General features: G+C 66.6%; 11 protein-coding genes and 1 pseudogene. 7 read left to right on the top strand and 5 right to left on the bottom strand.

Annotated elements, in window-relative coordinates:
- The first annotated feature begins 75 nt into the window (after window positions 1-75).
- Complete coding sequence (gene asnB, locus H0264_RS19910; protein ID WP_244975884.1) at window positions 76-1,974, top strand: asparagine synthase (glutamine-hydrolyzing); 1,899 nt, start codon at window positions 76-78, stop codon at window positions 1,972-1,974.
- Here the strand turns inward: asnB and H0264_RS19915 are convergent.
- Complete coding sequence (locus tag H0264_RS19915) at window positions 1,942-3,453, bottom strand: sugar transferase (protein ID WP_181578938.1); 1,512 nt, start codon at window positions 3,451-3,453, stop codon at window positions 1,942-1,944. The genes asnB and H0264_RS19915 overlap by 33 nt on opposite strands.
- A 338-nt stretch (window positions 3,454-3,791) precedes the next feature.
- Here H0264_RS19915 and H0264_RS19920 point away from each other — a divergent pair, with 338 nt between their 5' ends.
- Window positions 3,792-5,027, top strand: a complete 1,236-nt coding sequence (locus tag H0264_RS19920) for a cytochrome P450 (RefSeq protein WP_181578939.1) — start codon at window positions 3,792-3,794, stop codon at window positions 5,025-5,027.
- 31 nt (window positions 5,028-5,058) lie between these two features.
- A complete protein-coding gene (locus H0264_RS19925; RefSeq protein WP_181578940.1) occupies window positions 5,059-5,787 on the top strand; it encodes a TetR/AcrR family transcriptional regulator in 729 nt (242 codons plus the stop codon).
- Between the two features lie 7 nt (window positions 5,788-5,794).
- On the opposite strand, the gene H0264_RS38300 is transcribed toward H0264_RS19925, so the two are convergent.
- Window positions 5,795-6,427, bottom strand: coding sequence for a hypothetical protein (locus tag H0264_RS38300; protein ID WP_220139797.1), 633 nt, complete (start codon window positions 6,425-6,427; stop codon window positions 5,795-5,797).
- A gap of 184 nt (window positions 6,428-6,611) precedes the next feature.
- Between H0264_RS38300 and H0264_RS19935 the strand changes: the two genes are divergently transcribed.
- Window positions 6,612-7,553: a helix-turn-helix domain-containing protein gene (locus H0264_RS19935; RefSeq protein WP_181578942.1), complete on the top strand. Its 942-nt coding sequence runs from the start codon at window positions 6,612-6,614 to the stop codon at window positions 7,551-7,553.
- Window positions 7,550-7,879 (top strand): annotated as a pseudogene (locus tag H0264_RS38670) (hypothetical protein); the annotation flags it as partial. The gene H0264_RS19935 and the pseudogene H0264_RS38670, both read left to right, overlap by 4 nt.
- A 45-nt stretch (window positions 7,880-7,924) precedes the next feature.
- Here the strand turns inward: H0264_RS38670 and H0264_RS19940 are convergent.
- On the bottom strand, window positions 7,925-9,832 hold the full coding sequence (locus H0264_RS19940; protein WP_181578943.1) for an acyl-CoA dehydrogenase family protein: 1,908 nt from the start codon (window positions 9,830-9,832) through the stop codon (window positions 7,925-7,927).
- 134 nt (window positions 9,833-9,966) lie between these two features.
- On the opposite strand from H0264_RS19940, the gene H0264_RS19945 reads away from it, so the two are divergent.
- Window positions 9,967-11,358 (top strand): threonine/serine exporter family protein, encoded by a 1,392-nt coding sequence (locus H0264_RS19945; RefSeq protein WP_181585684.1) that lies wholly within the window; start codon window positions 9,967-9,969, stop codon window positions 11,356-11,358.
- Window positions 11,355-11,999: a phosphatase PAP2 family protein gene (locus H0264_RS19950; protein ID WP_181578944.1), complete on the top strand. Its 645-nt coding sequence runs from the start codon at window positions 11,355-11,357 to the stop codon at window positions 11,997-11,999. The genes H0264_RS19945 and H0264_RS19950 overlap by 4 nt, the downstream gene beginning before the upstream one ends.
- On the opposite strand, the gene H0264_RS19955 is transcribed toward H0264_RS19950, so the two are convergent.
- Together H0264_RS19955 and H0264_RS19960 are read right to left on the bottom strand one after the other, a co-directional pair.
- A complete protein-coding gene (locus H0264_RS19955; protein WP_231086098.1) occupies window positions 11,965-12,918 on the bottom strand; it encodes an NERD domain-containing protein in 954 nt (317 codons plus the stop codon). The genes H0264_RS19950 and H0264_RS19955 overlap by 35 nt on opposite strands.
- A 61-nt stretch (window positions 12,919-12,979) precedes the next feature.
- Complete coding sequence (locus H0264_RS19960; RefSeq protein ID WP_181585686.1) at window positions 12,980-14,305, bottom strand: DUF2252 domain-containing protein; 1,326 nt, start codon at window positions 14,303-14,305, stop codon at window positions 12,980-12,982.
- Between the last annotated feature and the right edge of the window lie 96 nt (window positions 14,306-14,401).

Consider the following 14,401-nt stretch of genomic DNA (forward strand, 5'->3'; position numbering starts at 1 on the left):
ACACGCCAGTCTTTTTCATCACGTGAACCGTGACCGAATCGCGACTACCCTGGCGTTCGAGGCCCCGGGTACGCCGTGACCGTCGACAGCGAGACGGAGGGCAACGTGTGCGGAATTGCCGGTGTACGCCGATTCGACGGCATCCCGGTCGACAGCGCGATACTGGCCGCGATGGGCAAGTGCCTGCGCCATCGCGGACCCGACGACGAAGGTCTGTGGTGCGCCGGTCCGGTCGGCTTCGCGCATTCGCGGCTGTCCATCATCGACCCCGGCGGATCCGCGCAACCCATGACGGGTTCCAGTGGCATGACCCATATCTCGTTCAATGGCGAGATTCTGAATTACCGCCAGCTCCGCCGCGAACTGCCGTACCCCTTCACCACCCGCGGTGATACCGAGGTGCTGCTCGCCGTCTACGAAACCTACGGCGCGGCCGGCGTCCGCAAGCTTCGCGGCCAATTCGCCTACGCCCTGCACGACTACCGCACGAACGAAACCCATCTGTTCCGGGACCGGCTGGGCATCGTCCCGCTGTACTACTACCGCACCGACACCGTCTTCGCCTTCGCCTCCGAGATCAAAGCCCTGCTGCCGCTGATCGGTTCACCGACCGTGGACACCGCGAGCCTGCACGACTTCCTCGCGCACCGGTCGGTGCCGGCTCCGCACACCTTCATCGAAGGTGTCCGCAAGGTCCCGCAGGGCCATCATCTTGTCGTGCGCGCCGACGGCTCCCTGCACACCGAGGCTTTCTGGAAACTGCCCTCCGACAACGAGATTCTCGATATTCCGCCCGCCGAGGCGGTCCACCTGCTCGACGAAGCCCTGCGGGCTGCGGTCCGTGACGCCCTCGTGGCGGACGTCCCCGTGGGCGCCTACCTGTCCGGCGGCGTGGACAGCAGTCTCCTCTGCGCCCTCGCCGTCCAGCAGCGCGGCAACACCGACCTGCACACCTTCACCGCCGGCTTCGGCGACCCCCGCGTCGACGAAACCGATTGGGCCCGCCGCGCCGCCGGCATCGTCGGCAGCACCCACCACGAAACCCTGGTCACCCCACAGGATTTCCATCACGACTGGGCGCACCTGAGCTGGCAACGCGACTCCCCGCTGTCCGAACCCGCCGATGTGGCCGTCTACCATCTGGCCCGCCTGGCCGCCGACCACGTCAAGGTCGTCCTCTCCGGCGAGGGCAGTGACGAACTCTTCGCCGGCTACCCCAAATACCGCTTCGCCCGCACCACCCGCATCCCCGGCGTCCCGCGCTCGGCCCTGCGCCGCCTGGAAGCCGCGCTCCCCGCCCGCCGCGCCCGCCTCACCGTGGCCCTGCGCGCCATCTCCGAACCCACCTACCCCGAACGCATGCGAGGCTGGTTCGCCCCCTTCACCTCCGCCGAACGCACCCACCTGCTCGGCGGCCCACCCACGCGCACCACCCTGACCCCCTACCGCTCCGCCACCGGCGACTCCCTGCGCCGCATGCTCTACGCCGACACCCACACCTGGCTGGCCGACAACCTCCTCGAACGCGGCGACCGCATGTCCATGGCCGCCTCCATCGAACTCCGCCCACCGTTCCTCGACCACCGCGTGGTCGAACTGGCCTTCCGCATGCCCAGCCACCTGAAGATCCGCCACGGCACCACCAAATGGGTAGTGAAAGAACTAGCCCGCCAACACTTCCCGCCCGACCTCGTCTACCGCCCCAAAATAGGCTTCCGAGTCCCCTTGGACGAATGGTTCCGAGGCCACCTGCGCGCCCCCGCCCACGACCTCCTCACCGGCCCTTCGTCTTTCGTGGGCGCCACCTTCGACCGCCCCATGGTCCGCCGCCTTCTCGACGACCACGCCTCCGGCGCCCGCGACGAACAATCCCGCCTCTGGACCCTGTTGTCCCTGGAGATCTGGCACCGAGAACTCCAGCGCCATATCCGCAGTCCGGCCTCAGTAGGCCCCTTCGCTCCGAGTGACGGCTGAGATCGTCTTCTTGATGATCAGCAAATCCTGGACCATGGACCAGTTTTCGACGTAGGAGAGGTCCAGGCGGACTGATTCCTCCCAGGAGAGGTTGGAGCGGCCGGAGACTTGCCAGAGGCCGGTTACACCCGGCTTGACGAGCAGGCGGCGGAGCATCTTTCGGTCATACTGTTCGACCTCGGTGCGCAGCGGCGGGCGGGGGCCCACTACGCACATTTCACCTCGGATCACATTGATGAACTGGGGGAGTTCGTCGAGGCTGTATTTGCGGAGGATGCGGCCTATGGGGGTTACCCGCGGGTCGTCTCGGAGTTTGAAGAGGGGGCCGGCGGCCTCGTTGGCGGAGAGGAGGGTGTCTCGGATCTGGTCGGCGTTCACGTACATGGTGCGGAACTTGATCATTCGGAAGGGGTCGCCATTGAGACCGATTCGTTCCGAGCGGTAGAAGATGGGGCCTCGGCTGGTCAGTTTGATCGCTACCGCCAGGGTGAGCATGACGGGGGAGACGGCCAGCAGGGCCGCGGTGGCGAAGAAGAAGTCGAAGGCCGCCTTGCCGAACGATTTGGCTCGGTCGTACTGGGGCTTTTCTATGTGCAGGAGAGGGAGATTCGCCACGGGGGTGATGGATAGGCGCTGGTCTGCCACGTCCACCACGCCGGGGGTGACGACCAGTTCTACGCCCAGGGGCTTGAGTTTCCAGAGAAGGTCGTTGATGCCACGGGTGCCCAGATGCTCGGTGGCGGCTATGACGACGGTGTCGGCTCCGGTGGAGCGGACCGCGTCCACCACAGAGGATTCCGTGATCTGGGTCGGGAGATCGGTTTCCGCCAAGGGGAACTCGTTCTCCTCGACGAAGTCGTAGGGGGTGTAGACGCCGACCACCGAGTAACCTACTGCCGGGTCGCGCTCGAAGCAGCGCATGATCTCGCCGGCCGAATCACGGCGGCCCACAACGAGAACCGAGGTCAGATACCGACCGGCCCGTCGTTGACGGGTCGCGTACTTGCGCCAGAAGAGGCGGTTGAGCATGAGACCGACCAGGCCCACGGGCAGGGCGATGGCCAGGTAGCCGCGCGCGAAATCTATTCGGAGCAGCAGGGATACGATCGCGATGAGGCCGAACAGGCGCATGGTGGCGGCGACCAGGCGGCGGTATTCCTCGGGGCCGGTGCCGAGTACGGTCGGCGACCAGGTGTTGCCGATCGCGAGGAAGCCGACCCAGATGCAGGCGAGCACGATGGAGATGGCCGCGTAGCCGACGCGGTCGTGATCGCCGGTCCAGTCCACGCGCGCACTGTTGTTGAGCCCGCCGAAGCGGATGAGCTGCGCCAAAGCTACTGCCGCGGCAACGACGAGCGTGTCGGTGAGACGCAGGCGGCGGCGATATTCGGCCTGCCAGCGCTGTTTGCCCGACGGCTCGGATGGCTCCAGGAGTGGTGGCGACGCGAGAATCTGTTCCTGGTCGATCTGTAAGGCCATCCCGATGCTCCGTCCCCGCACACTAAGCCTCATGGCTGTCCCCCCGTTGGACGCCAAGGAGAAATATTACTGGTTCCGGCGACCGGGCGGAAAGCAATGATCGGAAACCTAAAGGTATGTACCTCAACGGGTTTGGATCATGCGTCCAGGCGTGCCCGGTGGGCCGGTACCCCGCATGTCGCGACGGTGCCGCGCGTCGTTACGACGGCCGTCAGGGGCGCTTGCGCGCTCGCCGCGGCCTCGCTGACACATCAAGTGAACACGATTTACTAAAACGTGTTCACAAATGGGGGTGTGGTGTGGTTCACTCATCGCGACGTGTTCCAAAGGAGGTACCCGTGTCAGCCCCGTCCATCCCCACCGGGTTCGACTTCACCGATCCCGACCTGCTCGCCAACCGACTTCCCGTCGAGGAATTCGCCGAACTGCGCCGCACCGCGCCCGTCACGTGGGTGCCGCAGAAGGACAGCGGATTCAAGGACGACGGCTACTGGGCCGTCACCCAGCTCGAGGACATCAAGGAGATCTCCAAGACTCCCGATGTGTACTCCTCGGAAGAGAACACCGCGGTCATCCGCTTCTACGGCGACATCCTGCGCGAGGAGATCGAGGTCCAGCGCTTCCTGCTGCTGAACCAGGACCCGCCGCGCCACACCAAGCTGCGCCGCATCATCTCCAAGGGCTTCACCCCGCGCGCCGTCGAATCGCTGCGCAACGCGCTGCGCGATCGTGCCGAGCGAATCGTGCACGAGGCCAAGAAGACCGGCTCCGGCGACTTCGTCGAGCAGGTCGCCTGCGAGCTGCCGCTGCAGGCCATCGCCGAACTCATCGGCATCCCGCAGGAAGATCGCCGCAAGATCTTCGACTGGACCAACCAGATGATCTCCTACGACGACCCGTCCTTCGAGGGCGATCACAAGGTCGCCACCGCCGAGGTCATGGGCTACTCGTGGAACCTGGCCGAAGGCAAGAAGGGCTGCCCGGTCGACCTGAACGGCGCCGAGGACATCATGTCCACGCTGCTCAACGCCGACGTCGACGGCGAAGCCCTCAACTCCGAGGAATTCGCCTGGTTCGTCATCCTGCTGGCCGTCGCCGGCAACGAGACCACCCGCAATGCCATCACCCACGGCATGAAGGCCTTCGTCGACCACCCCGACCAGTGGGAGCTCTACCGCGAGCAGCGCCCCCGCACCGCGCCCGACGAGATCGTGCGCTGGGCGACCCCCGTCATCGCCTTCCAGCGCACCGTCATGCAGGACACCGTCCTCGGCGGCCAGGAGTTGAAGGCCGGCCAGCGCGTCGGAATGTTCTACAGCGCCGCCAACTTCGACGAGAAGCACTTCGAGAACCCGTACCAGTTCAATGTTCTGCGCAACCCGAATCCGCATGTCGGCTTCGGCGGCACCGGAACCCACTACTGTGTGGGTGCGAACCTCGCGCGCCTCGAGATCGACCTCATGTTCAACGCCATCGCCGACGTGATGCCGAACCTGCGCCAGATCTCCGAGCCGGTGCGCCTGCGTTCGGGCTGGCTCAACGGCATCAAGAGCTGGCAAGTCGCCTACGAGTGACACCCGGCAGCAAGTAGATAGAGCGATACCCATGACAGAGACCAAGCGACGCGGCCGCAATCCGGCCGTCAGCGACACCGACATCCGCCGCGTCGCAAGGTCTTTGCTGGTATCCCAGGGCCCCGACGCCGTCACCCTGCGCGCCATAGCCCGCGACCTCGGCGTCACCGCCCCCGCCCTCTACCGCTACTACGAATCCCGCGACGACCTCATCGCCGCCGTCCGCACCGACGTCTGCACCGACCTCGCCCTGCACATGGCCGCCGCCCTGGAAGGCCAGCCCGACGACGCCATGCTCCGCTTCTTCGCCGTCTGCCGCGGCTTCCGCACCTGGGCCCTGACCCACTCCCGCGAGTTCTCCCTGGTCTTCGCCTCCCCGGCCACCGTCGGAACCGCAAGCGCCATGCGCCAATTCGGCGAACCGGTCGGCCGCCTCTTCCTCGAAGCCGCCGGCCGCCTGCTGAGCGACTACGCCGTGGTGACCCCACCCCTGGAATCCATCCCGGTAAGCCTGCAAGACGACCTCATCCGCTTCCAAACCGACCTCCTTGCCGTCCTCGCCGAATCCGGCCAGAAGTTCCCAGCCGAAAAACTGGACCTCGGCGTCAGCTACGTCATGATCCAGTTCTGGGCCCGCCTCTACGGCCACGTAACCCTCGAGGCGTTCGGCAACTACCCCATCCACATCTCCGATCCCGACGCGCTGTTCAATGCCACCCTGGCCGACATCGGCCGCAGCATAGGACTTTTCGCGAACTGACGCCTGGTCACATCGCGGAGAGCGCCAGACTCGTGGTGATGGCAATGCTGGCTATGACGATGGGCCAGACTGCCACGTAGCGGTTCCGCCGCAGCGACCCGGTCCGGATATTGGTCAGGCCCCAGACCGACAGCCGACCGCTGCGCGTGATCCAGCCATCGGTGAACACCGGATCGCTCGCACGCAACTCCATGGCGCGCACCGGCAGGAAGCGCGTCTCCCACCTGCGGCCTTCATCGTCCACGAAGCGCAGCAGCATCCCTTCTCTCCGGGACATGGGCGACATCCGCCGAAAGACTCGCGCCACCAACCGACGTCGGCTGCGCGCCAATCTCCATTGCAGCCCGGCCGCGACCATGACCACCGCGAGGGTGGGCAGCACCGAGACCGGCAGTAACGGTTGCTCGATCAGCATGAGGATCATTGGCAGTAGGAACCAAAGTGGTTGCGGCACAACCATTGTGATGAGGTCGGGCGGTCCGGTGACCGTCCCGGAGATCGAGCCCCATCGCAGCAGTGCCGGCGTCGGGGAAGCGCTCACATTCTCGACTGAAGGAGTCGGGATGGCATGGCGGCGCAACGGTTTCGACTCGAGTGGATTTCCGCACTGCGGACAGTGCTGGACGGCGTCGTATGTCATAACGAGACTTCTTTGGCTTGGATCAGCGAGCCGGATCCGGCAGGGCCGATAGGCTGGTCCTGATCCTTTTAAGGCTGAGGCTGATTCGCCCGTGAGTCAAGTAACGCTTAAGGTACAGTGCGCGATGGATAAGTAGCACTTGACGCGACAGCGGACGACCAGTCTGTGGCCTGGAGAGGCATCGATGCGTGAGATCAAGCTAGCAGCCACGCTTAAACACCTCATCGAAGACGGTGAGTACAGCGGCAATAGAAGGCTGGTCAGTTCTGATCTTGGAATTACCCCGGCCGCGCTTACCCAATACCTCAAGGGTCAAACCAAACCCAGTGTGGACAAACTGGTTACGATGGCTGATCTCTTCGGGGTCTCGGTGGACTACCTGTTGTTCGGTGAAGACAACGTCGCGGCCTCGAGCGGGACGCTGGACTACGGTCCGCTGGCTCGCTACATGGAAGCCGGTCTTGCTTCCGCCCGAGCCGATGGCGCCGTGCAGTCGGCCTTCGTCGCCAAGATCGGTGCCATCCTTGCCGACCAGGTTGCCGCGGCTGCTCAGGCCGCCGCGCGGCGCCCGGCCACCTTCACCGGAATGCTCGACCACTACCAAGCCCTGGAGCTGGAGCGGTACAGCCTCGAGAGCTCGATTGCCGCGATGGACCTCGATGAGAATGTGGTCGATGTCGAAGGCGATATCGAGCAGGGCGTGGCGGCCGGGCGCTTTCTCACGGTCGTCGCCGAGAATCTCTCCAGGAAACGCAGCTACCACTTCATCCTGGCGCCGGACATGCGCGATAGGGACTCTCGCGTCCGGCAATTCCGGGCGCTGTTGCGACAGCATCAGCTGACTCAGGCGGACGTGGACCGTTGCAAGTTCAGCGTCGCCGCTGATACTTTCTACGTCGGCTTCTGCATCTTCAAACTCGACGTCACCGCCCTACGCAAGCACAGCCCCGTACTGCATCAATATGTCGAGCCCTTTATCGGCGGCGACGATCGCATCGGATTCACCGAGCCTGCATCGTCGAGTCACTACGGGGTATCGCTCATGGATGCAAGCCATCGACGGTTGGCTGCGCTCACCCTGGAACGGTTGAACCCGGCAAACCGGAAGAAAGGTATCCGTGAATGAGTGTTTCGCCTTGTGCGGAAGACGGTTTTCGGATTTTTCGGGATGAACCACTAACGCGCGGTGTCGTGGTCGCACGGATCCTGGAAGTGCGCCCGCACCCGAATGCCCAGAAGATCAGGCTGGCCGTCATCGACATCGGCGATGGGGCCAAGCATCAGGTCGTGTTCGGCGGGTATCTCGAGCTGGTCCCCGGCGATCTGGTGCCGGCAGCTCCGCCGCGCGCATGGGTGCCCTTCAAGGGGAAGATGCGGCGGCGGAACTACCGGGGTCAGTCCTCCTACGGAATGCTGTGCAGTTCAGACGAACTCGGCTGGACCATGGATGGCATAGACGAGGTCGCCCTGCTTGTTCCTACGCTCGAGGTCGGCCGGTCACTCGACGATGACGGCGTGCAGCATCTTCTCCGGTACTCCGAGACCTTCGATGAGGGTCAGCGCGTTCGGACGCAGGCGGTCTACGAGCTCATTGACTCCACGCCGAACGGCCTTTGCACGCTCAACTGACATGAAGCGGTGCATGATGAACCACGCCTGGTTCTCTTCGATTGTGGTGTAGACGAACAGATCGCAGACGTCCTCTGCCAGGGCTCGGGCTTCGGGGTTGTCGATGCCGGCGAGACCTTCGATGAAGGCTTCCAGGACCAGGCGGTCGATATGCGCGGCGCCGGCGGCGAGGATGTGGTCCTGTGCGTTGTTGAAGGCTTCGAAGGGGTTGGTTTCGGCGGCTCGGGCGCGGAGGCGGTGGGCGGCCGTGCGGACCAGGTAGTCCTCTCGGTCGGCGAACAGTTGGAGTTGGACGGAGCGGCGGGAGAGGTCGCCGTCGTCCACGGATTGGTCGGAGCGGTCGCGGAGGCGCTGGATCAGTTGGCGGACGCCGGTGCGGTCGCGGACCACATCGCGGGTCATGGTGGCGGCGAAGCGGACCCAGCCGAGAGCGTCGAGGTCGCGGACTTCGTCGGCGTAGGCGGTCAGCAATTCCTTGGCCACCAGTTGGGTGAGGACTACGTTGTCACCCTCGAAGGTGGTGAAGACGTCGGTGTCGGCCTTCAAGGTGACCAGGCGGTTTTCGGTGAGATAGCCTGCGCCGCCGCAGGCTTCGCGGCATTCCTGGATGGCCCGGGTGGCGTGGCGGGTCTGGGCCACCTTGAAGCCTGCCGCGCGCTTCTCGAGGGCGCGCTGGGCGGCCGGGTCGAGGTCCTGACCGGTCTGCACCAGGTGCATGCGGCGGACGAGGTCGTTCTGGGCGAAAGCCAGTGCGTAGGAACGGGCTACCAGGGGGAGCAAGCGGCGCTGGTGGCTGCGGTAGTCGAGGAGGACGGTTTCTTCGCCGGTGTCGGGGTCGGCGAATTGACGGCGCTTCTCGGCGTAGCGCACGGCGATGCTCAGGGCTACGCGGGCTCCGGCCGCCGCCGCGCCACCGACGCTGACACGGCCGCGCACCAGGGTGCCCAGGGTAGTGAAGAAGCGGCGGCTCGGGTTCTCGATCTCCGAGCTGTACGTGCCGTCCTCGGCCACATCGGCGTAGCGGTTCAGGAGGTTCTCACGCGGAATTCGCACCTGGTCGAACAGGATTCGGCCATTGTCGACGCCGGGGAGACCGCCCTTCAACCCGCAGTCGGAAGTGGTGACGCCGGGCAGGTCGTTGCCCTGGTCGTCGCGGATGGGGACCACGAAGCAGTGCACGCCCTGGCTCTTGCCCTCGGTGATCAACTGGGCGAAAACCGCTGCCACCCGGGCATGTTCGGCCGCGCCGCCGATGTAGTCCTTGCGGGCGGACGGGGTCGGGCTGTGGATCACGAACTCTCGGGTGGCGGGGTCGTAGGTGGCGGTGGTCTCCAGGTTGGCCACGTCACTGCCGTGCCCGGTCTCGGTCATGGCGAAACAGCCGAGCAGGTCCAGGGGCAACAGCTGGGCGATGTAGTCCTTATGCCTTGCGGTGCCGAGGTTTTCGACCGCGCCGCCGAAAAGTCCCCACTGCACACCGCATTTCACCCAGAGGGACAGATCGGTGTAGGCGAGCATCTCCAGGGCGGTCACGGCCGCGCCCGGATCACCGCCGCCGCCGTTCTCGACCCGGAATCCCTTTTCGGCCCAGCCGAATTGCGACACCAGGCGCATTTGTTCCAGCACCCGGGCGCGGGCGGCGTGGAAATCGAGGTAGGGGTCACCGTAGAGGCGTTCGTCGTCGAGGTGCTCACGGGCCTTTTCGCGGACGTGCCCCCAGGGGCCGTCCAGGGCCGCGCGTAGTACTTCCGCTATCGGATCGCTGCCGGTCTCCATACTTGAAAACACTACTGCCATAGATATGCTCGACTGGGTGATCTCCCGCACCCGTGTAGGTTTTGCCTGTGAGCAACGATCTCGCTACCGCTGACGGTGCCGTGGGTAGGGCACCGGGCCGCTGGCGCACCGTGCTGGCCCGCGCCACCGACCGCGTCGTCGCCGACCGCGCCGCCACCGTGGACGCGGTGGTCGAGGCCCCGGCCCCGGTCCAGCCGATCGACCTCTCCGACGACGCCACCGTCACCCAGGTCCTCGACCTGGCCGAGCGGGTGGGCGAGGTGGTGCTGGCCTCGGGGACCGCGGTCACCGACACCCAGCAGCAGATCGAATTCATCGCCTCCACCTACGGCCTCACCAAATGCGATATCGACGTCACCTACAACTCGATTCGCATCTCCGCCGATCGCGGGCCCAAGATGCCGCCCGCCTCCACGCTGCGGGTCGTGCAGTACCGGTCGCTCGACTTCACGCGGCTGGCCGCGGTCGACCGGCTGACCCGGCGCATCCGGCGGGAACTGGTGCCGCCGGAGGAAGCCCTCGAGGCCCTCGACGAAATAACCTCGGCGCCGCACCCGTACAACCGGTGGGTCGCCACCTTCGGCTGGGCGCTGCTGGCCGCGGGCGTGGCGCTGCTGCTCAACGGCGGGCTCGCCATCGCCGCGCTGAGCTTCGCCACCACCGTGCTCATCGACCGCACCAACCGGGTGCTCAACCGGCGCGGGCTGCCGTTCTTCTTCCAGCACATGGCGGGCGGCGCCATCGCGACCGTGCCCGCGGTGCTGGTCTCGACCTACGCGGGCGGGCTGCATCTGCATCCGGGCCTGGTGATCGCGGCCGGAATCACCGTGCTGCTGGCCGGATTACAGCTGGTCGGCGGCATCGAGGACGCCATCACCGGCGCACCCATCACCGCCGCCGCACGCATGCTCGAGGTCATCATGATGACCGGCGGCATCATCGCCGGCATCGTGCTGGTGCTGCGCGCGGCCGAACTGCTCGACCTCACCGTGCCCTCGGTGGATATGACCTCCGCGCGCGACCTCACCAACCTGCCGGTCAAGGTGCTCGCGGGTGCGGTGACCTCGCTGGCCTTCGCGCTGGCCTGCTACGCCGAACGCCGGGCGCTGGCCGCGGCCGCCTTCTCCGGCGCGGCGGCCACCGTCGTGTATCTGCTGGTGCAGAACGCCGGGTTCGGTCCCGTCGTGTCGTCGGGTGTGGCCGCGACGGTCGTGGGTCTGGCCGGTGGTCTGCTGGCTCGCCGCGCGCTGACCCCGCCGCTGGTCGTCGCGGTCGCCGGCATCACGCCGCTGCTGCCGGGTCTGCGCGTCTACCGGGGTCTGTACGCGCTGCTCAATGACGAACTGGTGCTGGGGCTCAATCACATGTTCGGTGCGTTCGCGGTCGGCTGCGCGCTCGCGGCCGGTGTCACGCTCGGCGAATGGATCGCCCGAGACCTGCGCCGCCCGCGAATCATGCAGCGGTTCGGCACCATTCGCCGCCCCCGCCTGCGCACGGTGAAGTGAGAGCACGCAGCGCGAGCGCGGACCGGTTCGGGTACGCGGCGCTGATCGCGGTCTCCGCGGTGGTGATGATCGTTGTGCCGCAGTTCTTTCCGGCCGACGGCGGACCCACCGGATGGGATCGCTCGGCGGGGGAGCATGTGCACTCCTCCCTGGACGGGCACATGTGGGTGTATCGGGTGCTGGTGTTCCCGAGCAACTGGTACGTCGTCGTGCCGCTGCTGCTGGGCGGGGCCGCCTGGTTCGCGTACCGGAAGCTCTGGTGGCAAGCGGGATTCGTGCTGCTCGCCCCCGAGATCGCCATGCTGGTCAACAGCCTGGCGCTGAAACCGCTCTGGGATCGGCCGCTGCACGACTACCTGGCCTATCCGAGCGGGCACACCGTGCATCTGGTCGCGGTGGTGACCGCCGTCGCACTGGCGAGCGAGTCGGCGCGCGTACGGGTTTCGGCGGTCGCGGCCCTGGCGGTGGTGCTGCCCGTGGTCACGATCGGCATGGTCGGACTCGGCTACCACTATCCGACCGACATCCTCGGCGGCGCCGCGGCCGCCATCGCACTCGTGACCGCGCTGTACCTCCCGGTGCGGACCTATGCGCGCGGGCCCGCGATCACAGCGGCCCGTACTGAATCGCCGCGGCGATGACGAACCAGATCACCCACAGCGCCGCGATGAGCATGCCGATGGTGAGCATGACGCGCATGAAGCCACGGCCGAAGCTGACATCGCCGTGCTCGCGCGGGTACAGCTTGGACGGGGCGAACCACGGGGTATTGAAATGCATCGGCCGCGCCGCCAGGGCGGCCTCCTCCTCCAGACGGGCCTGCTCCTCGGCCCACGCCTCGGCCTGCGCCTGCTGCGGGCCGCCGTGCCAGAGGGTGATGTCGACCGGACCGAGGAAGCCCTCGTTCAGCAGGTCGCCCGGCGCGGGCAGGTAGGGGAGCAGGTTCATGCCGCGGAAGGCGAAGGCCACGTCATTGGCCGACCACTGCGGGCGGCCGCGCGAGGACAGCGTGTCGAAGTATTCGCGCAGGCGGCGCGGATCATCGCCGAGACAGACCTCGAAACTCGGGTCACTCCACATCTGCCGCACCTGAATCCGCGAATTCGGCGGCGGCACCACCAGCACCACACCGTGCACGACACGCTGACCCAGCCCGCGGTGCGCCAGCCAGTCCTGCATGGCGTAGGTGTGCTCGCGGGACTTGTCCAGGGGGGTGCGCCTGTCACCGCCCTCGAAGCTGATCAGCTTGTCGCCGACCCGCCACGGACCGTTGAGCGGCACCTCGAGCTCCCCGTCCAGGCGCTCGACCAGCGCCTCCGCCTCCACCACCACGCAGCTGGTGGGCGTCCACACCACGGCGTCGAAGGAGTGCAGCTTGTCGCCGTGGAACACACTGCAATTCACGGTGGCCACCCCGTGCGGATCGGCGCTGCCCTTCCAGGTGCGCAGCCAGTCGATGAGCACCTTCTCGGCATGGGTGCCGGCGGGGTTCTGCACGCGGACGAGCATCGGCTCCGCACCTTCCTCGTCGGGGTCGAGTCCCTGTGTGGCTGTTGGCAAAAGAAATGGTACGGAGCGAGCGCACCCTCGGCACAGATTTGCCGACCGGCCGAGTGTCGGCTCAGGCGGTTTCGGCGGGTAGTCGACCGTCCTTCACCGCGGCCACCAGCTCGGCGTGATCGGCCTCGGTGCGGTCGGCGTAGCGCACGGCGAAGCGGGCCACCGCCTCGTCGAACTCTTCGCCGTCCTCCAGGTAGCCCGCCAGCAGGCGCGCGTCCAGCGAGCGGGAGTGCGCCCGCGCCAGCAGGGCGCCGGCCAGCCGGCCGTAGTCGTCGAGCTGATCGGGTGCCAGTTCGGCGGGATCGATGCCGCCCTTGAGATTTCGGAACTGGCGCACGATGAACGGCAGCTGCTGCCCGTCCAGGCGCAGCGTCGTCCAGCCCAGCAGGATGTCGGTCTCGGCTTGAACGGTCCTGGCGCCCTGCACGATTCGCTCACCCTCGTGCCGCGCGGGGACCGGCGGCAGGTACGGGGTGAGCGCGGACGGGCGGGCCTGCTTGATCTGTAGCACCAGCACCTCATCGTCGCCATTGCCGTGCATGAGCGCCAGATAGCTGTGCAGGCCCACACTTCCGGTGCCGACGATCCGGAAAGCGATGTCCGACACTCGATATCGCGTGATCAGGTTGCGTCGAGACTCGCGCAGCGTCCCCACGTATTCGGTGAGGCCGTCGATCACCGCGTCGGCGACCGCGTCCTCGACACCGGTCAGAATGGGCGGGTCGGCGATGAATCTGCGCTTGCCGTAACCGGCTTCGTGATCGTCGAGGTGTTCGGTCCACTTGCGCGCCACCTTGGCGCTGGTGTTCTTGCGTGCCTTCTTGGCGGCCTTGTGGAAGTCGCTGTCCAGTCCGCCGGCGTTCACCGTGCCGAGCACCGACTCGTCCGGCAGCGCATTCCAGGACTGCAGAAACGGTTGTCCGGCAAGGGCTGTCGCGGCCAGCCGATAGGTGCGGGCGGCATCGCGGGCGGCGGCGGAGCACTCGTCCTCCGACGCCCCGGCCTCCCGGCCCGCCAGCACCAGACTGGCCGCCAGGCGCTCCAGATCCCACTCCCACGGTCCCGGGATGGTCTCGTCGAAATCATTGATGTCCATGACGATGTCGCCGCGCGGCGACCCGTAGAGCCCGAAGTTGGCGGCATGCGCGTCACCGCACAGCTGCGCACGCAGCCCGGAGGTCGGCGAGTCCGCCAGATCCGCCGCCATCAGCCCGGCCGCGCCCCGGAAGAACGAGAAGGGCGAGGCCGCCATCCGCCCGATGCGCAGCGGCACCAGATGCGGCAGCCGCCCCTGATTGCTCGACCCGAGAAATTCCAGCACACCCGGCCGGCCCGCCCCTTGCGCGGCACGATCCCGCGCCCGGAACGGCGTTCCCTCCCGCAGCATCGCACCGCGGGCCCGCACCTGCTCCGGTGACACCGGAGAGCGGAAGTCGATCACATTGGAGCACACGACAATCCAACTTACCGTCGGGCCGGGGGA

Origin of the sequence: Nocardia huaxiensis (assembly GCF_013744875.1) — a bacterium.
GTDB classification, from domain to species: Bacteria; Actinomycetota; Actinomycetes; order Mycobacteriales; family Mycobacteriaceae; genus Nocardia; species Nocardia huaxiensis.